Raw genomic sequence first — 21816 nt, forward strand, 5'->3', positions numbered from 1 at the left:
CTGTTTTTTAAAAGACTTGTTAATTTGAAAAAAGAAACAGGAACTTCGATTATAAGGTTGCGATTCAAATTTGTTGACGAACTATTTGACTATAGTTATCCAAGTAATCAATTTCTTTTTTTTCATATTATGCCGAAAGTTGGTTTGGTCTAATAGCGTGGTTTTACATTTTACCTGTCTAAGCAAAGTGGTTTTTGTATTAGACAGGTTTTTTTCAAAATTAATTTTATGATGTATATATTTAGAAAACATATTTTCCTATTCTTTTGTTTGATGTCTGTGATTTTGACAGCACAACCAAAAAAAAATGATGGTTTGGCACAGAGAGAGTATTTGGTACAAACACTTGTCAAAATTGCTCATCCAGTTTTGGAGGCAACGGCCAATAATCGTCTAAAAACTGATCTTCCTATCGAAACCGCTCCAAAGGCTTATGGCGATCGTGATAAAGTTACTTATTTGGAAGCATTTGGAAGAACACTTTCGGGTATAGCGCCTTGGTTGCAATTAGGCCCAAGTCACACTACCGAAGGAAAATTAAGAAAAAAATACATCGATCTAGCGGTTGCAGGAATTACAAACGCTGTAAATCCTAATGCTAAAGATTATATAAATTTTACCGATGGCGGACAACCATTGGTAGATGCTGCTTTTTTGGCACAAGGATTATTGAGAGCTCCTATTTTATGGGAAAAATTAGATGAGGTTACCCGCCAAAATGTGATTAATGCCTTAAAAAGTACTCGAACTATTTCGCCTGCCTATATGAATTGGTTGTTGTTTACTGCTACTGTCGAGGCGGCTTTGCTAAAATATGATGGAAAAGCAGATATGGTTCGTATCGAATATGCAATGCTAAAACACAACGAATGGTATCTCGGAGATGGAACTTATGGTGATGGCAAAGATTTTCATTGGGATTATTACAATAGTTATGTAATTCAGCCAATGATGTTGGATATCATTAATGTTTTGAAAGAGAAAAAGCAGACTCTTAAATATTGGCGATACAAAAATGATTTTATTACGCAATCATCTAAATATTTTGAGCGTGCCAAACGTTATGCTGCCATACAAGAGCGCTTAATTTCTCCAGAGGGAACTTATCCAGCTATTGGTCGTTCGCTCGCTTATCGAGTTGGAGCTTTTCAGAGCTTGGCTCAAATGGCACTTTTGCAGGAACTTCCAGATGAGCTAAACCCAGCACAAGTACGATGTGCTCTTTATAGTATCATCAAAAAACAAATGGAAGCTCCAGGCACTTTTACCGATAAAGGTTGGCTAACTATCGGATTTTATGGTCATCAGCCCGAAATAGGAGAGCCTTACATCAGTACAGGTAGTTTGTATTTGTGTACCGAAGCTTTTTTGCCATTGGGTTTGCCTGAACAAACACCATTTTGGCAAGCTCCGAATGAATTTTATACCCAACAAAAAATCTGGAGTGGCCAAAAAGCAACTATCGATCATGCGTATTACGATAAACCAGAAACGGATAAGCGCAAATGGGAAACGGTCTTGGATAGTAACTCTTTTCTAAATCAAAAAACATTTAAAAAAGAGTGGAATCTATTTTATCCATGGGGGACAGATCACAACGGTACAGCTCGTATGTACAAGGATCAAATGACGATAGACAACGGAGTTTTGACAATAAAAGCGGATCCTGTAAAAAAATATGAGGGCAAAAGTAGTTCTACACCACATTTGGATATTAATTATCACAGTGGAGCAGTACATGCCAAACATCAAATATTGGTAAATGAAGCTTACCCAGTTTATACTATTTCGGGTGAATTTAAAGCACCAATAAAAAAAGGAACTTGGCCTGCTTTTTGGCTTACTGCCGTAAAAGGATGGCCTCCTGAGATTGATATTTTGGAGTTTAAAGGCGATGCAAACAATTGGCAAAATACCTTTATTACCCCTGAAAATTGTACAACAATTAAGAAAAATATTCCGGATGCTCTTGATAACTGGCACCAATACAGTATCGAATTGAATCGAATTGATGAAACACATACCAAAGTAACTTACTTTTTGGACGGTGAAAAAACAGGAGAACATTGGACAAATTTTACGAACCATCCTATGTGGTTAATTATTAATTTGCAAATGGAAGGCTCTTCGGGATCAATGGAAAAAGCAGAAAGTGTTACTTACATGGCACGAAATGTTACGATCAAACGAATAGCCAAACAATAAATTTTAGGAGTGAATATTTAACAGCCATTAATACCAACCAAATAATGAAAAAACAAGTATTTTTTATCATTGCCTTAGCAAGTGTCTTCAACGGATGTGTAGCTCAAAACAAAGCGAACAATCTCTCTAAAAAGATCGATGCTGCTTTGAAACAATCTTCAGAGCAATATCAATATTTAGCAACCAAAGTGCAACCTGGAGAATATCCGAAAACGTGGCATGAAAAAGATCAAAAATTAGAAACCAGTGATGCGGGCTGGTGGTGTAGCGGTTTTTATCCAGGAACTTTGCTGTATTTAGACGAAGCGAATAAAAATGCTGATTTAAAAAATGAAGCACTAGCTTTTTTGGATAATCTTAAAAGCGAACAATTCAATACCACAACACACGATTTGGGTTTTATGATGTATTGCAGTTTTGGAAACGCAGAGCGCCTTAACCCTAGTAAAGAATATGAGGCAATTTTAATGCAAAGCGCTAAAAGTCTTTGTACACGATATAACCCAATTGCAAAATGTATCAAATCATGGGATAGTGCGCCTTGGAACCACGCTTCTAAAGATGAAATGCCAGTTATTATTGATAATATGATGAATCTAGAATTGCTTTTCTGGGCGAGCAAACACAGCGGAGACAATACTTACAGAGACATTGCTATCAATCATGCCAATACGACGATGCAAAATCACTTCAGGCCTGATTATAGTTCGTATCACGAAATAGTTTACGATATCAATACAGGCAAAGTGACCAAAAAAATCACTAATCAAGGAGCTGCCGATGAATCGTCTTGGGCTAGAGGACAAGCTTGGGGATTGTACGGTTATGTGGTTATGTATCGCGAAACCAAAGACAAAAAATACTTGGAGCAAGCCAAAAATATTGCCAAATACATGTTGTCTGATGCCAATATGCCAAAAGATCTAATTCCGTACTGGGATTACAGCGCTCCGGGAATTCCAAATGCTTTACGAGATTCATCGGCTGCTTCGATAACTGCATCGGCACTTATAGAGTTGAGTGATTATGTAAATACGTCTCTTTCTAAAGAATATATGAAAGCTTCGGAAACAATGATCGAGAACCTAATAAGCGATCAATATTTGGCAGCGGTTAAAACCAATGGAGGATTTTTATTGAAGCACGGAGTTGGCAATATGCCTAATAAAACAGAAATAGATACGCCTCTTACTTATGGTGACTATTATTTGGTAGAAGCACTTTTGAGATATAAAAATAAGAAATAAGAAATAAGAATAATTATACGCAACAATTGATATGAAAAAAGTTTTAATGCTCTCATTATTACTGATTGCCGATTTGGTTTCGGCTCAACAAAATGAATGGGAGAATCCTCAAATTTTAGATCGAAACAAAGAACAACCTCATGCTACTTATGTAATTTATAGTGATGAAAAAGCTGCAATTGCCGCTGACGAAAAAAAATCATCTTACTATCAAAGTCTCAATGGGGCTTGGAAATTCAATTTGGTAAAAAATCCAAGCAGCAAACCAACTGATTTTTATGCATTGAACTTTAGCGATAACAGTTGGAAAGAAATTCAAGTACCATCCAATTGGGAAATGAAAGGATATGATATTCCAATCTATACCAACATTGTTTATCCATTTCCTAAAAATCCACCTTTTATAGGAGGAGATTACAATCCTGTTGGGAGTTACAGGAAAACGTTTACTGTTCCTGAGTCGTGGACGGGTAAAGAAATTATTTTACACTTTGGATCGATTACAGGATATGCACGTGTCTTTTTGAATGGAAAAGAAGTGGGGATGACCAAAGCGAGCAAAACGCCAGCTGAATTTAATATTTCTAAATATTTGACCAAAGGACAAAACCTATTGGCTGTTCAAGTAACTCGTTGGCACGATGGGAGTTATTTAGAAGATCAGGATTTTTGGAGACTTACAGGTATTGAGAGAGATGTTTATTTACAAGCTATACCAAATGCTGCTGTAAAGGATATCGAAGTGATTGCCAATTTAGATGATGCTTATACCAATGGTACTTTCAAAACTATTTTGAAACTTCAAAATTCAAAAGGGAAAAAAGGAACTAAGGAAACTTTCCGTTTTACTATTTTGGATGCTAAAGGAAAATCCGTTTTTACTGAAACAAAAGAAAGCGTAGCTAACAATGATGAATTAATTTTTACAGGAGCAATCGCTAGTGTTTTCAAATGGAATAGCGAAAATCCTTATTTATACAAATATGTTTTAGAATCAGGAAACGGTTCAGATAAAGCTTTTATCTCAGGAAATATTGGTTTCCGTAGAGTAGAAATTAAAGATGCTCAATTAATGGTAAATGGTTTACCAATTCAAGTGCATGGTGTAAACATTCACGAACACGATCCAATAAACGGTCACGTGCCTAATCGTGAGTTGATGATGAAAGATTTGGCATTAATGAAACAAAACAACATTAATACCATAAGAATGTGTCACTATCCACACGATTCCTATTTTTATGATTTATGTGATAAATACGGTTTTTATGTTGTAGATGAAGCTAATATCGAAACTCACGGAATGGGAGCCGAGTTGCAAAATAGTTTTGACAAAAATGTACACCCTGCTTATCTGCCAGAATGGGCTCCTGCTCATATGGATCGTATTAAGCGTGCTGTCGAAACTGGAAAAAACCATCCTTCAATCATTATCTGGAGTATGGGGAATGAGTGTGGTAACGGACCAGTTTTTTTCGAAGCCTACAAATGGTTAAAACAACGTGATCCAAATCGCCCTGTAATGTTCGAACAGGCTGGAGAAAAAGAAAATACCGATATTGTTGCGCCTATGTATCCGGGCATTAATTATATGAAAGAATATGCAGCTAGTAACAAACAGCGTCCTTTCATCATGTGTGAGTTTAGTCACGCAATGGGGAATAGTAATGGTAACTTTCAGGAATATTTTGACATCATTAATTCAAGTCCAAAAATGCAAGGAGGTTGTATCTGGGATTGGGTAGATCAAGGAATTACAACTCATGATAAAAATGGTACCGAATTTTTAGCCTATGGTGGCGATCTTGGGGGTAAAGATTTACAGAATGATGAGAATTTTTGTGCAAATGGATTAGTAAATGCGAATCGCATTCCGCATCCAGGTTTATATGAAGTGAAAAAAGTATATCAGGATATCAAATTCAGTTTCACAGACAATAAATTGACTATCAAAAATGAATATCATTATACCAATCTTTCTGATTTTAATTTCAAATGGGAATTACTAAAAAATGGTAAAATTGTTAAAGAAGGAAATTTAGACGTATCTATTGCTCCATTGAAATCGGAAACTTTTGCACTTAATTTAGCTATCGATGCTGAGGCCGAATATTATTTAAATGTTTTTGCTTTTACAAAAAACAATTCAGAGCTAGTTGCAAAAGGACATGAACAAGCTAGAGAACAATTTAAATTAAGTGAAGATAAATTTGTCGCAAATACAGCAATTGATAGAAAAATCAAATACCAACAAAAAGATGGTCAGCTAGTATTTTCTGCTAAAAATGGAGTTTCAGGAACATTTGATTTACAAAAAGGAACGTTGACCAATTACAAAAATGCGGATGGTGTAGAACGCATTTCAGCTTTTCCAACACCTTATTTTTGGAGAGCTCCAACCGATAATGATTTTGGAAGTAATATGCCAAAAACTTTAGGTGTATGGAAGGAAGCACACAAGGATTCAAAAGTTGAAAAAGTAACCGTTGGAAAACAAACGGCACAAGGGTTGCCTGTAAGAGTAGAGTTTACATTAGCTCAAGTTAATGTGTCGTATGGGGTAGAATATTTAATTCAAAATGATGGAAGCATCAAGGTTACTGCAACTTTAGATAAAAATGGTAAAGAATTACCAGAGATGCCAAGATTTGGAATGCGTATGGAATTACCAGGGTCATTTGAAAATTTAGAGTATTACGGACGCGGACCTTGGGAGAATTACAGCGACAGAAACACAGCTTCGTTTATGGGTACTTATTCTGACAAAGTTGCGAATCAATTTACATGGACGTATATTAGACCTCAAGAATGTGGTTATAAAACAGATACACGTTGGGTAAAATTAACCAATGCTGCTGGTAAGGGATTACAGATTACAGGTGAACAACCATTAGGATTTAGTGCCTTAAATGTTTCTGCAGAAAGTCTTGATGCGGGACCAAAAAAATCACAAACGCATACCAACGATGTAATTCCTACAGATAAAGTGTTTTTACACATCGATTTGAAACAAAGAGGCGTTGGTGGAGATAACAGCTGGGGAGCTTTGCCACACGACCCATACAGATTAACAGATAATAAATACAGTTATAGTTATACTATAAATTTATTGTAGAAAACTTTGGTGAAATTAGTTTTTGATTCTAATTTTCGTCAGTTCGAGTGATTTTCGATAGAAAATTGTATCGAGAACAAGAAAATTAGAGTCAAAAACGATTCTCGATATAAGTCACTTTGAGTACGGAACATATTGAGAAGTTTTGTTGTGTTTCATTACTCAAAAAAAAACTCGAATTGATGTTTTTAATAATTTCACCCAATGAGCTTTTATAGAAAGTTGAATATTTAAAACTCTATTTCATCAACTTTAATCGGAATGTGTGTTTTTAAAACGAAATGAACATAAAATAAAATACTCATTGGGTGAAATTAAAAACATCAATTCGAGTGTTTTTTATGTAGCGAAGCGAAATAAAAAATGTATCGAGAATCGTTTTTAATTTCACCCAACGGGTTTTTTAAAGAAAGTTGAATGTTTAAATCTCTAATTTTTCAACTTTAATCTAAAATGAATGAATTAAAACAGAGATAGCATTTAAATATGATACGGTATAAAAGTTATAATCGGATGAATAAATTAAAAATATCTTTTTCAATTTTCTTATTAATATGTTGTGGCTATGCAATTGCACAGACCCGAAAAGCAAATAGTTTTACCCCTGGCGAAATCTGGAAAGACTCAGATGGGGTACATATTAACGCTCATGGCGGCGGAATTTTATATCACAAGGGAATTTATTATTGGTTCGGAGAACATAAGGGCGATTCTAATAATGCCAAAGTTGGAGTTACCTGTTATTCTTCAAAAGATTTATACAATTGGAAAAATGAAGGTGTGGCACTCAAAGTTTCTACCGATCCAAATTCGCAAATTGTTAGCGGAAGCATTATCGAGAGACCAAAAGTAATTTATAATGCTAAAACCAAGAAATACGTGATGTGGTTTCATCTCGAATTCAAAGGTCAAGGTTACAAAGCTTCTCGTACGGGTGTGGCAACAAGTGATAAACCAACTGGTCCTTATCAATTTATTAGATCCTATAGACCAAATGCAGGTAATTGGCCTTTGGACTTTAATGAAGAATGGAAAAAATCGGTCAAAGGCGAAGATACGCTCAAATGGTGGACACCCAAATGGAGAGAAGAAATCAAGAAAGGACTTTTTGTGAGAAGAGATTTCAACAGAGGACAAATGTCTAGAGATATGCAACTTTTTGTTGATGACGATGGAAAAGCTTATCATATTCATTCAGCAGAGGATAATGTAACCTTGCACTTGAGCGAACTTACAGATGATTATCTTGACTTTACTGATAAATTCATTACAATTGCACCATCAAATCAAAATGAAGCTCCTGCATTATTCAAACAAAATGGGACTTATTATATGATAACTTCTGGTTGTACGGGTTGGGATCCTAATGCTGCAAGATCCTTTAAGGCAAAATCTATTTGGGGACCTTGGGAATCATTAGGAAATCCTTGTGTTGGCGAAGGTGCCGAAACTACTTTCGAATCTCAAGGAACGTACATACTTCCTGTTTCAGGGAAGAAAGATGCTTTTATTTTTATGGCCGATCGTTGGAGACCTAAAAATCCTATAGACGGGAGATACATATGGTTGCCTATTCAAATGAAAGATGGGAAACCTATTTTGGAATTCAAAAAAGATTGGAATCTGGATTTTTTTAATTTGAAAAAATAAACACAATGATACAAAAGGGGGCAAAATACAATTCATCACTACTCTCATTGGCTACAGTGCTATTTTCTATAAACTGTATTGCTCAAAAGTCGATTAAGATAACGGTTAGTAATCCGTCAAAATTTGAGCGTCAAGAAGTAGTGAGTATCCAAACTAAATCGATAACGGCTTTTTTAAAAGGAAAAAAAGCAGATGACATTCGAGTGATTGCTAATGATTCAAAATTGTCACAACCCTTACAATGGCTTGATAATGATGGAGACGGAACTAATGATGAGTTATTAATGTATGCCAAAGTACCTTCTACCAGTTCAATAGTTTATACTTTAGAAGAAAATAATACAATCGCCCTAGCCGAAAATAAAGTAGCTACTTTTTCTCGTTTTGTCCCAGAACGTACTGATGATTATACTTGGGAAAATGATAAAGTTGCTTTTCGTACTTACGGGCCTGATGCTCAAAAACGTACTGAAGAACACCGAGAAAATGGCACATTGAGTAGCGGAATTGATCTTTGGCTAAAGAGAACTGATAAGCTTATTATCGATAGTTGGTACAAAGGTTATCTAACCAACCCAATGTATTACCATAGTGATCGTGGCGAAGGTTATGATCCTTATCATGTAGGCGGAAGCCGTGGTACTGGAGGAACTGGAATTTGGGAGAAAGACAGTTTACAAGTTTCTAAAAATTTTGTGACGTACAAAACCATAACTACAGGGCCTTTACGAACTGTTTTTGAACTCACTTATAATCCTTACAGTTCCTTCGGAGTTACCGAAACCAAAAGAATTTCATTGGATGTAGGCTCTAATTTTTCAAAGTTTGAAATTAAATACAATTCAAATAAAAAATTACCAAACTATACCGTTGGGATTACTTTACACGATAAAAAAGGAGAAACCGAGGTTTTCAAAGATCACGGTTTCGTTTTGCACCACGAACAAATGGATGGTGTTTATTTAGGTGAAGCATTGGTTTTTCAGCCTAAAAATGTGCAAGATGTAATTGTAAATAAATCGAATACTAAAGACCAAAGCAATCTATTGGTGTTAACAAAACCTACAGGAGAAATTACGTATTTTGCAGGATTTGCTTGGGCAAAAGCAGGTCAGGCTACCAATAGCCAAGAATGGAAAGCGCTTGTTCAGCAACAAACCGAAGTTTTAGCACATCCGCTAAAAGTGACTATTAAATAAAATTTCTAAAAATTGAAATAACTCCTCAGAAGGTGTTTTGAAAATCTGATTTTTGTTATCAATTGATTTTTAAAGCGTATTAAAATTATTGAGGTTTGGAGTATTTTTTTCAAAAAAATAAGTGTAAAATGAACAAATATTTTTTAGCAACAGTTGTAGTGTTTCTTTTGAGTTTAACAGATTTATGGGCTCAAAATAATAATTTTGAAGGTTATTTATTTGCTTATTTCGAGGGCAAAGGTACTGGTGACAAGCAGGAACAATTGCGTTTTGCAGTAAGTCAGGATGCGGTAAATTGGAAAGCATTAAACAATAATAAGCCTATTTTAAATTCTAAAGATATTTCGGCTACTGGCGGAATTAGAGATCCGCATCTTTTACGTGGCGAAAAGGATGGCCAGTTTTATATGGTAGCAACCGATATGTTTACCAAGAAAAACGGTTGGGATAATAATCCAGGAATTGTGATGCTGAAATCGAAGGATTTAATCGATTGGAAATCATCTGTAATTAATCTGGAGAAACAATATCCTAAGAAATTTAAAAATGTAAAATGGGTTTGGGCGCCTCAAACCATTTTTGATCCAGTAGCAAAAAAATATTTAGTGTATTTTACTGTACGTTTTCATCATAATACAAAATTGGATTTCTACAGTGCTTATGCTAATAAAGATTTTACTGGTTTTGAAAAAGAACCAATCCTTATGTATAGTGCCAAAGATGGTGCAATTGATGGAGATATTATCTACAAAGACGGCACGTATCATTTGTTTTATAAAGGAAACACTAAAGATTCAGAAGGGAAAGAAATTAAAAATGGTATTAAGCAAGCAACTAGTAAGACTTTAAAAGGACCTTGGAAAGAAAGTTTCGATTATCTTGATTTTTATGCCGATAAAGAAACTGTTGTAGAAGGATCTTCTGTTTTTAAACTCAATAATTCTGACGAATATATTTTGATGTATGATTTGTATGCAAATGGGAAATACGAATTTCAACGAACAAAAGACTTGTATAATTTTACTAAAGAAACTGAATCGTTTACCAAAGATTTTTCGCCAAGACATGGTAGCGTTATCGGAATAACTAGAGAAGAAGCTCAAAAATTAAATGCCAAATGGGGTGGTGTTCCGCAACCGTTATTGATTAATAAAGACGGACTGTATCATTTCGAAGCCAAAGGAAATCCAATTATAGATTATAAATATACTGCTGATCCAGCTGCCATTGTCGAAGGAAATACTTTGTGGCTTTATACAGGACATGATTTTGCAGGAGGGCAAAAGGGCTATAAAATGAAGGATTGGTGCGTTTTATCAACCCAAGATATGAAAAACTGGACGGAGCACCCAATGCCTTTAGATATCAAAGAATTTACTTGGGCCAAAAGTGGTGATGCCTACGCAGGTCATGTTGAGAAAAAAAACGGAAAGTATTATTGGTATATCAGTACTAATTGGACAGGTATAGGTGTGGCGGTTTCCGATCATCCTCAGGGACCTTTCAAAGACGCATTGGGAAAACCTTTGCTAACCAACAAAGATTGTTTTGCATCAACACATTCTTGGGCTTGTATTGACCCAGCTATATATACTGATGAAAAGGGACAAAGTTGGATCTTTTGGGGGAATAGAGAGTGTTACTATGCCAAGCTCAAAGACAACATGATCGAAATTGATGGTGAAATTAAAAGAATGGAATTTGAAGGTCTTGATTTTACCGAAGCGCCTTGGGTACACAAATACAAAGGAAAATATTATCTGAGTTATGCTACAGGTTTCCCCGAAAAAATAGCTTATGCAATGGCTGATTCTGTAGAGGGGCCTTATGAATATAAAGGAATTTTAAATGAAATTGCTGGAAACAGTAATACCAATCATCAAGCAATTGTTGAATTTAATGGTCAGTCTTATTTCATTTATCATAACGGAGCCATTCAAACCGATGGTGGAAGTTATAGCAGATCAGTTTGCATCGAAAAACTAGAATATAATGCTGATGGTACCATAAAACCAATAATAATGACCACTGAAGGTATTAGAAAATAGCATAAAGAATAAATAAGACTCAAATGAAAACTATACGATTTTGGTTTATACTTTTTATGGTAACACAATTAGCTGTTACTTTAAATGCACAAAATGAAGGAAAAAAAATAAATAAACAACTTTTTGATTTCGGTTGGAAATTTAATCTAGGAGATGCTAATGAGTATTCTGCAACTGGTTTTAATGACAATAGTTGGAGAAAACTCAATTTGCCTCATGATTGGAGCATCGAAGGAAAATCTGAAAAAAATAATCCAAGCGAAGGTGATGGAGGATTTTATCCTATGGGGACAGGATGGTACAGAAAAACTTTCTCGGTTCCAGCTAGTTGGGATAATCAAAAAATAGCCATCTATTTTGAAGGGGTGTATATGAATGCTGAAGTTTTTATAAACGGAAAATCAGTAGGAATTCAGCCTTATGGTTATACTTCTTTTGAGTTTGATTTGACGCCACATATACAATTTGGTAAAGAAAATACCATTGCTGTTAAAGTCGATAATTCACAACAAAAAAACTGTAGATGGTATAGTGGATCTGGGATTTACCGCCATGTTTGGTTGAAAGTCAGGAATCCGTTACACATCAAAACTTGGGGTGTTGCCATTACTACTCCAGAGGTAACAAAGGAAAAAGCTACAGTACAAGTTAAAACCGTAGTTAAAAACGAATCTACTACACCTCAAACATTCTCTTTATCAGCAAATATTAGTAGTCAAAATGGGAAAAAAATTGTTTCCGAATCAAGCCAAATAACGCTTCAACCCAATGAAGAAAAAGAAATTTCTCAAAATGTTTTGGTAAAAAAGCCTTTGCTTTGGTCACCATCAAGTCCAAATTTATATCAAGCTAAAATTGTTGTTTCGAACAAATCGAATGAAGTAGATGTTGTGACTAAGAATTTCGGAATTAGAACAATTGCATTTAGTGCCGAAAATGGTTTTGTATTAAATGGTGAAAAAATGTTGTTAAATGGTGGTTGTGTTCACCATGACAACGGGGCTTTAGGTGCTGCAGCTTATGACCGCGCCGAAGAACGCAAAGTTGAGCTGATGAAAAAAGCTGGTTTTAATGCTTTAAGAACCTCTCATAATCCACCTTCGGAAGCTTTTTTAGATGCCTGTGATCGTTTGGGAATGTTGGTTATTGATGAGGCTTTTGATGGTTGGCGAGAAAAGAAAACCGATTATGATTATGCTTCTATTTTTGACAAATGGTGGAAACATGATGTAGAATCGATGGTGATAAGAGATCGTAATCATCCTTCTATTATCATGTGGAGTATTGGAAATGAAATTATAGAAAGAACAAAACCTGAAGCTGTCGAAACGGCCAAGATGCTTGCGAATGCAGTTCGAGCAATCGATCCAACTCGTCCCGTAACATCAGCTATGACAACCTGGAATCAAGGTTGGGAAATTTTTGATCCCTTAATGGCGGCTCACGATGTGGCAGGTTACAATTACGAATTAAATCGAGCCGAATCAGATCATGCCCGAGTGCCATCTCGAATTATTGTACAAACAGAATCCTATCCAAAAGATGCTTTTGCTAACTGGAATTTAGTTCAAAAACACAGTTACATCATCGGCGATTTTGTTTGGACAGCTATGGATTATTTAGGAGAATCGGGTATTGGACGTTATGTATATCCAGAAGAGCCAAAAGGAGAACATTGGGAAGCAAATCTATATCCTTGGCACGGTGCTTATTGTGGTGATGTAGATTTGATAGGATGGCGTAAACCCATTTCGCATTATCGAAGCATGCTGTACAATAATAATGAGAAATTGTACATGGCTGTTCGAGAACCGAATCCAGATAATGGAGCGATCACATTAACAAGATGGGCGGTTTGGCCAACTTGGGAAAGTTGGAATTGGCCAGGTTATGAAGGGAAAAATATAAATGTTGAAATCTATTCAAAATATCCTAAAGTGAGATTGTATCTGAATGGAAAAGTAATTGGGGATAAAGAAACAACTGTAAAAGAAGAATTTAAAGCTGTATTTTCTATTCCATATACAAGTGGCGAATTAAAAGCTGTAGGAATCGAAAATGGTAAGGAAAAAGAAGCTGTTATTTTAAAAACCGCTAAAAAAGCTTCTGTAATTAAACTTTCAGCAGATAGAAACAAGATAAAAGCCGATGGTCAAGATCTGTCTTATATTCAGGTTGATATTACAGACGAGGATGGAATTTTAGAACCAAATGCAAATAATCAATTAGAATTTAAAGTTTCAGGCCCTGCCGAAATTGTGGGTGTTGATAATGCGAATCTGAAAGATACCGATTTATATATTTCGAACAAAAGAAAAGCATGGAAAGGGAAAGCTTTGGTTATTATTAAGAGTACAAATGAGGTAGGAGAGGTTTCTGTAGAAGTAACAGGGAATGCATTAAAAAAAGCTTCAACAATTATAAAAACAGTGAATTAAGTTGTATAAGATGAAAAATAAAATTGTTTTCCTATTTGTTATAGTAGTAAATTTTTGTTCATTCGGTCAGTCTAATGAATGGCAAAATCCAAGAGTAAATGCTATCAATAGAACGTCCATGCATACCAATTATTTTGCGTATGAAAATTTAGATTTGGCCAAAAAGAATAGCAAAACCGAGTCAAATAATTATATGACCTTAAACGGTTCTTGGAAATTCAATTGGGTAAGAAATGCCAATTCACGCCCTACAGATTTTTGGAAAACTGGTTTTAATGATAAAGGCTGGTCCAATATAGCCGTTCCTGCTCTATGGGAACTCAATGGTTATGGTGATCCTGTTTACGTAAGTGCTGGATATGCATGGAGTAATTTTTTTAAAAATGATCCTCCAAATGTACCTTTAGATGATAATTACGTTGGATCTTATCGACGTGAAATTGTGGTTCCAGCCAATTGGAAAGGGAAAGACATAATTGCTCATTTCGGATCGGTAACCTCTAATATGTATCTATGGGTAAATGGCAAATACGTTGGTTATAGTGAGGATAGTAAATTAGAAGCAGAGTTTGATTTAACTCCTTATTTAAAGCCTGGTCAAAAAAATTTAATTGCCTTTCAAGTATTTCGTTGGTGCGACGGGACGTATTTAGAAGATCAAGATTTTTTTCGTTTTAGTGGTATAGCTCGTGATTGTTTTTTGTATGCTCGCAGTAAAAAAAGAGTTCATGATATTCGAGTAACTACTGATTTAGATGCCGAATACAAAGACGCAGTATTATCTGTAAAACTGGATTTGAAAGGAAGTGGAAATGTGAATCTAAAATTGATAGATGCATCAGGAAACCAAGTAGCTGCTACTACAACTAAAGGAAGCGGAAACACCACTATAAAGGTAACAGCTCCTCAGAAATGGACAGCCGAAACCCCTTATTTATATACATTGTTTACCGAAATGCAAGGCAGTAATGAAATTATTCCTGTAAAAATTGGTTTCCGTAAGATTGAGGCCAAAGGAAATCAGGTTTTGGTCAATGGAAAAGCGGTTTTGTTTAAAGGGGTTAATCGTCATGAAATTGATCCTGATAAAGGATATATTGTTTCTCCTGAAAGAATGTTGCAAGACATACAGCTTATGAAAAAATACAATATCAATGCTGTGCGTACTTGTCATTATCCAGATGATAATTTATGGTACGATTTGTGTGATCAATACGGACTTTATGTTGTGGCCGAAGCAAATGTAGAGTCGCATGGGATGGGGTATAAGGAGCAAACATTAGCCAAGGATCCGGCTTTTGCGCAAGCTCATTTGGAACGTAACCAAAGAAACGTACAACGCAATTTTAATCATACCAGTATTATCTTTTGGTCATTAGGAAATGAAGCTGGATTTGGACCTAATTTTGAAACTTGTTATAAGTGGGTAAAAGCCGAAGATAGTAGCAGACTCTGTCAATACGAACAAGCTCACGGAAATCAGTTTACCGATGTTCTTTGTCCGATGTATGCCAATTATGAGTACATGGAAAAATACGGAAAACGAACGGATACGAACAAACCTCTTATTCAATGCGAATATGCGCATGCTATGGGAAATTCTCAAGGTGGAATCAAAGAGTATTGGGATTTGATACGAAAATATCCAGCTCTACAAGGTGGATTTATTTGGGATTTTGTTGATCAATCGATTCATAAAAAAGGTTTGAATGGAGTAGATATTTACGCTTATGGAGGTGATTTTAACCGATTTGATGGCTCCGATTTTAATTTCTGTGATAACGGATTGTTCAATCCTGACCGTAAACCTAATCCACATTTGTTTGAAGTGGCTTATTATTATCAAAATATCTGGACGACTCCCGTTGATTTGGCAAAAGGTGAAATCAGCGTGTATAACGAAAACTTCTTTACCGATTTGTCTGCCTATTACATGGAATGGGAAGTGTTAGCTAATGGAAAGTCAATCCGAACAGGAAGAATTGATAATTTAGATGTAGCTCCACAAAGTAGCCGTACCATTACATTAGATATTGGGAATACGAGTCAAGATAAAGAGTGGTTGTTAAATATAACCTATCGATTGAAAGAAGCAACAGATTTGCTTTCGGCAAGGGAGGTTGTTGCCAAACAACAATTAATTTTGGTTCCATTCAAAGCGCCATCGTTGGAATTAAAATCAATTGAAAAGACAAATACGATAACAGTTATGCCTAGCATAATTACAAACCAAAGTAATTATTTAGTTATTAATGGAGAAAATTTCACAATTGAATTCAATAAAAAATCAGGGTATTTAAGTAACTATTTAGTCGATGGTGCCGAATTTATTCAAGAGGGCCAAGCGCTTACGCCTAATTTTTGGAGAGCTCCAACAGATAATGACTTTGGAGCAAATCTTCAACGCAAATTTGTTGCTTGGAAAAATCCCGAAATAAAACTTCTTTCTTTAGAATCAAAGATTCAAGATGGATTTGTTGTAGTAAAGGCTGAATATGAGATGAAAGAGCTTTCGTCAAAATTGAGTCTGACTTATACTATCAATAATGAAGGTTCTATAAAGATTTCTCAAAAAATGATTACCGATAAAACGGCAAAAATTTCACCAATGTTCCGTTTTGGGATGCAGTTGCAAATGCCAAAAAAATATGAAACAATCGAATATTATGGGCGTGGCCCTATAGAGAACTACAGCGATCGAAATAATTGTACCGACTTAGGTGTTTATTCTCAAAGTGTCGAAGAACAATTCTATCCTTATATTCGACCACAGGAAACAGGAACAAAAACAGATATTCGTTGGTGGAAACAATTGGATAAAACAGGAAACGGTTTGAAAATTATAGCTGAAGCGCCTTTTTCGGCTTCGGCATTACACTACAGTATAGAATCATTGGATGATGGAGAGGAAAAACAACAACGTCATTCTCCTGAAATAGCAAAAGCAGATTTTACTAATCTAATTATTGATAAAGTGCAAATGGGACTTGGAAGCGTAAACAGCTGGGGAGCTTTGCCATTGGAACAATATATGGTACCTTATGGAGATTATGAGTTTACATTTATACTTTCGCCTTTAAAAAATAGTTATAATTTTTAAAAATAATTTGATGCCTACCAAAGCCATGAATTTAAGTTTGACTAAATTAAAAATAGCATTGTTTTTGCTATTCAGTATATCCGTCTTTTCTCAAGAAAGGGGAACTGAAAATGTGTTTCAAATTGAAAATCCAAATTATGAGCTCAGCCCTTATACTGGAATGACCAAGAAGCACTGGAAAGATGCGGCGTTGTATTTACTTGAGGGGGCTTTTAGTTATGTTCATACTTTGGAAGATCCAATGAAGTTCCCGAAACAAGAAGGGAAAAGTTATCCAAGAAATGAAAATCAAGTGCCAACCGAAAAGTTGGAAGGCCTTTGCAGAACTTTGTTTGTTGCAGCTCCTTTGCTGAAAGAAAATCCCAATTTGGTAATCAATAAAATCAATGTTGCCGATTATTATCGTTATCAAATAGGGAAATTATGTGATCCTTTGAGCCTATCATACATAGTTCCTAGAGCAAAAAACGGTGGCCCAAGTCAGAATTTAGTAGAATTTGGCGCTTTGGCGGTTTCAATGCTTACTAATCCTGAAGTTTTATGGAAACCATTGCCACAAAAACAAAAGGATGATTTAGCCAAAATTATGTTGAGTTATGGTGATGGTCCTACAGTCGATTCGAATTGGAAATTCTTTAATGTTTTTGTTTTGAGTTTTTTCAAAGAACAGGGTTATACTGTCAACGAAAAATTACTGGTTGAATATTTAGAAAAGTCTTTAAAACATTATAGAGGGAATGGGTGGTACAATGATAGTCCGGCCTACGACTATTATAGTATGTGGGCTTTTCAGATGTATGGAGTGATTTGGTCGGAGTATTTTGGAAAGAAACATTATCCTGAAATAGCATCAAAATTTGAAAACAATTTTAATGATTTAAAAAATAATTACCCTAATTTATTCAGTAGAGATGGCGAAATGATTATGTGGGGTAGAAGTATCAGTTATAGAACAGGTGCTATTGTTCCTTTTCCGCTTATGGGTTTTCAAAATGATTCGAATACAAATTTTGGTTGGATGCGCAGAATTTCATCTGGTGTGATAAAACAATTTTTTACCCATCCTGATTTTATGAAAGATAGAGTGCCTACACTAGGTTTTTACGGTGCTTTTGAGCCATCTGTACAAATTTACAGTTGTAGAGGGAGTGTGTATTGGATGGGAAAAGCTTTTTTAGGACTATTAGTACCCGATGATAATCCGTTTTGGACAGCCAAAGAAAATAATGGGGATTGGGATACCAAATTTAAAAAGGATGAGGTGTATAATAAATACCAAGGCGATTCTCAAATTTTAATTACTGATTATCCCAATATTGGTGCTTCCGAAGTGAGAGCTTGGTGTCACGAAAAAGTAAAAGACGATTGGCAAAAATTTAGATCAACAGAAAACTACAATCGCCTTTCTTATAATAGTGCATTTCCTTGGCAGGCCGATGGCGAAAACGGAGAGGTAGCCATGAATTATGTCATAAAAAATAAAGAACAAAAATGGGAGTCTTTTAAATTATATTCTTTCAAGAAATTTGAAAATGATATTTATTTTAGAGATGTTGTTCTGGAAACTGATGAAAATATCAAATTTAGCTTGGCTGATATTCCTTTGGCTAATGGAATCCTGAGAGTGGATAAAAACAATTCAGATAAACCAATAGAAATGCGATTAGGGCATTATGCTTTGCCTAAATTAGATAAAGAAATTACTACGACAACTACAAAAGTTGATGGCTATGAAGTAACAATTATCGATAACGGTAAATACCAATTGGCAATGATTCCTCTTTTGGGTTGGGAACAATCCGAAGTTGTTACTGCCAAGGGATTGCATACTGAAAGCGAAGAAAGTTCGGTTATAGATGTAACGGCCAAATATGATCCTGAAAACAAAAAAAACAGCACATACGCTACTTTAATGCTTTGGAAAGAATCTGGAAAAAAATGGAGTAATAAAGAATTACTTCCTATAAAAAGTATTAAACAAACTAAAGAAGGAGTTAAGGTTGACTTTAGCGATGGAACTTTTAAAGTGATTTAAAATCTTTTTTTTAATTCTTATTCTTGAAATAACTTTAGAAAGCGGTTGTACCTGTGAGTTAAGTATAGCCGCTTTTGTATTTTAAATAAAGTAATGTTGTTAATAATATAATAATTGGTAATTTTTAAAAAAGACAAATAAAAAACCCTAACTATTTGACTAGTTAGGGTTTGTCTTTTGTAGCGAAGACGGGAGTTGAACCCGTGACCTCAGGGTTATGAATCCTGCGCTCTAACCAACTGAGCTACCTCGCCATATTAGGGTCAAATTCTGTCCCCTGAATGCGGGTGCAAATATAAAACAATAATTAGAGTTTGCAAGCAAAAAATGCAAAAAAAAAATTTTTTTGAAAAGGTTTTTTTTTTGGAGTAATAATCTATATATTTCGGAAATTAAAACAATGATTCATGAGTTTAAAAGTGCGTTACGAAATAGAGTTTCCAATAAATTCTTCCCCCCAGTTATTGTATCAATATATTTCGACACCATCAGGTCTTTCTGAATGGTTTGCTGATGATGTTAATTCAAGAGGTGAGTTCTTTACTTTTATTTGGGATGATTCTCAAGAAAAGGCAAGGCTGGCTTCTAAAAAATCTGGTGAGAAGGTAAAATTTAAATGGGTAGATGAGAACAATAAGGATACAGAGTATTTCTTTGAGTTGAATATTTTAGTAGATGAATTGACCAAAGATGTTTCGTTAATGGTTGTCGATTTTGCTAGTAAAGATGAGGTTGAAGAGGCTACTCAGTTGTGGAGTAATCAAATAACAGACCTAAAACATGTTATAGGATCGGTATAGTAATATTGTATATTATAACTTATATTTGCCTGAATTAATTCAGGCTTTTTTTATGATAAATTTTAACGGAACCATTGTGTCAGAAGACACAAATGTATTGGCTCAAAATAGAGGTTTTTTGTTTGGAGATGCAGTTTTTGAAACGGTTAAGATAGTAGATGGTAAAATTCTATTTTTAGAGGATCATTATTTTAGATTAATGTCTTCTATGAGAGTGGTTCGTATGGAAATCCCAATGAATTTTACAATGGAATACCTAGAAGAGCAAATACTTTTGGTGGTTAAAAATAACAATATAGAATCTTCTTCTAGAGCTAGGATTACGGTTTATAGAAATGCTGAGGGGAATTATCTGCCATCGAACAATATTGTTTCTTTTTTGATTAAAGCTGTTAAACTGGATACCAAAGCGTATGGGTTTAATGAAAAGGAGTATGAAGTTGATTTGTTTAAAGATTTTTACATCACCAAACAATTATTATCTTCTATCAAAACAACTAATCGTTTGGTGAATATCACAGGAAGTATTTATGCAAACGAAAATGGATTGGATAATTGTCTTTTGTTAAACGATAATAAAAATGTTGTTGAAGCTTTGCAGGGTAATATTTTTATGGTAAGTGGAAATAAATTGATTACTCCTCCAGTTTCCGAAGGTTGCTTAAATGGAGTGATGCGAAAACAAATTTTAACATTAGCCCAAAAAATAGGAGGTATAGAGGTAGTTGAAGAGATTATTTCACCATTTGATTTGCAAAAAGCAGACGAATTGTTTTTGACAAATGTAATTCTAGGGGTGCAGCCTATAACGAAATATAGGAAAAAGGATTTTTTAGTTAAATTTTCAAAAAGATTGGTTGAAGAACTGAATGTTGCTCTTGGTTTAATTTAGATAGGGATTTTCAGGGGCATTGGACCAAATAAGATATTCACCACCTAATTCCATAATTTGTTCTTTCCAGAAATGAACAGTTGATTTTCCTATTATTTTATTTGCATAATTGTTTTTGGTGATGATCCAAGAGTTGGCTTTCATTTCATCTTCGAGTTGATTTTCGTCCCAACCAGAATATCCTAAGAAAAAACGAATATTTTCTTTTTTGACTTTGCCACTATTGATGAGATCTTTGGTCGATTCAAAATCACCGCCCCAGTAAATGCCGTTGGAAATTTCAATACTATTGGGGATTAGGTCTGGAATGTTGTGAATGAAGTATAAGTTGTCTTGTTCTACTGGTCCACCATTGTAAATCTTGAAATTGGCTTGAATCTCTGGGATTAAATCGTTTATGGTGTATTTTAAGGGCTTGTTTATGATAAAACCAATTGAACCATCTTGATTATGATCGGCTAATAGGATAACAGATCGATTAAATGACAAGTCTCCTATTATTGAGGGTTCAGCAATAAGCAAATATCCTTTTTTTAATTTTTCTGAAATCATAAGGCTATATTTTTAATTAAATTTAGTAAAAATTAACCAGAGTAACCAAACTTTTCTAATCTTTATCGTTTAAAGGTAAAAAAAACCTTCCAATTGGAAGGTTTAATTATGTTAAGAAAACTATATTTAGTTTACAGCTCCTTCTAAATCAGCTCCAGCTTTGAATTTTACAACATTCTTAGCAGCGATTTGAATTGTTTTTCCTGTTTGAGGATTTCTTCCGTCTCTTGCAGCTCTTGAAGAAACAGACCAAGATCCAAATCCTACTAAAGATACTTTACCACCTTTTTTCAAAGTACTTCCTACATTTCCTAAAAATGATTCAAGTGCTAATTTTGCAGCTGCTTTTGTGATTCCTGCATCTGCAGCGATAGCGTCGATTAATTCTGATTTGTTCATAATAATTGAATGTTAATTGTTGGTTAAAATAATTGTTAATACAACAAAATTAGCAGTAAATACGGTGTGTGCAAGTGTTTTGTACAAAATTAGCTTCTTTTGTTAATAACTTGTTTTTATTGTTCATAAAGTAAAC

13 protein-coding genes and 1 tRNA gene are annotated in these 21816 nt (G+C 34.7%); 11 read left to right on the top strand and 3 right to left on the bottom strand.

The genetic code is table 11. The annotated features are described in order from the left end of the window. Positions 1-228 precede the first annotated feature (228 nt). The 9 genes from ABEB18_RS08480 to ABEB18_RS08520 all read left to right on the top strand — a co-directional run bounded on the left by ABEB18_RS08480 (position 229) and on the right by ABEB18_RS08520 (position 19037). Entirely contained in the window at positions 229-2205 is a 1977-nt protein-coding gene (locus tag ABEB18_RS08480) for a DUF2264 domain-containing protein (RefSeq protein WP_348798836.1), read from the top strand. 44 nt (positions 2206-2249) lie between these two features. Beyond that, a complete protein-coding gene (locus ABEB18_RS08485; protein ID WP_348798837.1) occupies positions 2250-3452 on the top strand; it encodes a glycoside hydrolase in 1203 nt (400 codons plus the stop codon). Positions 3453-3483: 31 nt separating this feature from the next. Beyond that, the gene (gene lacZ / locus ABEB18_RS08490; protein ID WP_348798838.1) at positions 3484-6567 is read left to right on the top strand and encodes a beta-galactosidase, LacZ type; all 3084 of its coding nucleotides are present in this window, start codon (positions 3484-3486) and stop codon (positions 6565-6567) included. A 513-nt stretch (positions 6568-7080) separates the two neighbouring features. Then, on the top strand, positions 7081-8217 hold the full coding sequence (locus tag ABEB18_RS08495; protein ID WP_348798839.1) for a glycoside hydrolase family 43 protein: 1137 nt from the start codon (positions 7081-7083) through the stop codon (positions 8215-8217). Positions 8218-8222: 5 nt separating this feature from the next. Further along, entirely contained in the window at positions 8223-9416 is a 1194-nt protein-coding gene (locus tag ABEB18_RS08500) for a BT3233 family polysaccharide utilization protein (protein ID WP_348798841.1), read from the top strand. Between the two features lie 128 nt (positions 9417-9544). Further along, positions 9545-11464 carry a family 43 glycosylhydrolase gene (locus ABEB18_RS08505; RefSeq protein ID WP_348798843.1) on the top strand — a complete coding sequence of 640 codons (1920 nt, stop codon included), beginning with the start codon at positions 9545-9547 and terminating at the stop codon, positions 11462-11464. A gap of 23 nt (positions 11465-11487) precedes the next feature. Then, positions 11488-13902, top strand: a complete 2415-nt coding sequence (locus ABEB18_RS08510) for a glycoside hydrolase family 2 TIM barrel-domain containing protein (RefSeq protein WP_348798844.1) — start codon at positions 11488-11490, stop codon at positions 13900-13902. A 10-nt stretch (positions 13903-13912) separates the two neighbouring features. Continuing rightward, positions 13913-17002 carry a glycoside hydrolase family 2 TIM barrel-domain containing protein gene (locus tag ABEB18_RS08515; protein ID WP_348798845.1) on the top strand — a complete coding sequence of 1030 codons (3090 nt, stop codon included), beginning with the start codon at positions 13913-13915 and terminating at the stop codon, positions 17000-17002. 10 nt (positions 17003-17012) lie between these two features. After that, positions 17013-19037 carry a DUF2264 domain-containing protein gene (locus ABEB18_RS08520; protein ID WP_348798846.1) on the top strand — a complete coding sequence of 675 codons (2025 nt, stop codon included), beginning with the start codon at positions 17013-17015 and terminating at the stop codon, positions 19035-19037. 180 nt (positions 19038-19217) lie between these two features. Here ABEB18_RS08520 and ABEB18_RS08525 read toward each other — a convergent pair. Next, positions 19218-19291 (bottom strand) — tRNA-Met (locus tag ABEB18_RS08525). Between the two features lie 153 nt (positions 19292-19444). Here ABEB18_RS08525 and ABEB18_RS08530 point away from each other — a divergent pair. Together ABEB18_RS08530 and ABEB18_RS08535 are read left to right on the top strand one after the other, a co-directional pair. Next, entirely contained in the window at positions 19445-19837 is a 393-nt protein-coding gene (locus ABEB18_RS08530; RefSeq protein WP_348798847.1) for an START-like domain-containing protein, read from the top strand. Between the two features lie 52 nt (positions 19838-19889). After that, a complete protein-coding gene (locus tag ABEB18_RS08535; protein WP_348798848.1) occupies positions 19890-20729 on the top strand; it encodes an aminotransferase class IV in 840 nt (279 codons plus the stop codon). Here the strand turns inward: ABEB18_RS08535 and ABEB18_RS08540 are convergent. Together ABEB18_RS08540 and ABEB18_RS08545 are read right to left on the bottom strand one after the other, a co-directional pair. Continuing rightward, positions 20721-21281, bottom strand: a complete 561-nt coding sequence (locus tag ABEB18_RS08540; protein WP_348798849.1) for a YqgE/AlgH family protein — start codon at positions 21279-21281, stop codon at positions 20721-20723. The genes ABEB18_RS08535 and ABEB18_RS08540 overlap by 9 nt on opposite strands. Positions 21282-21407: 126 nt before the next feature. After that, positions 21408-21680, bottom strand: a complete 273-nt coding sequence (locus ABEB18_RS08545) for an HU family DNA-binding protein (protein WP_348798850.1) — start codon at positions 21678-21680, stop codon at positions 21408-21410. Between the last annotated feature and the right edge of the window lie 136 nt (positions 21681-21816).

The sequence above is a fragment of the Flavobacterium adhaerens genome (genome assembly GCF_040045115.1).
Classification (GTDB): Bacteria; Bacteroidota; Bacteroidia; order Flavobacteriales; family Flavobacteriaceae; genus Flavobacterium; species Flavobacterium adhaerens.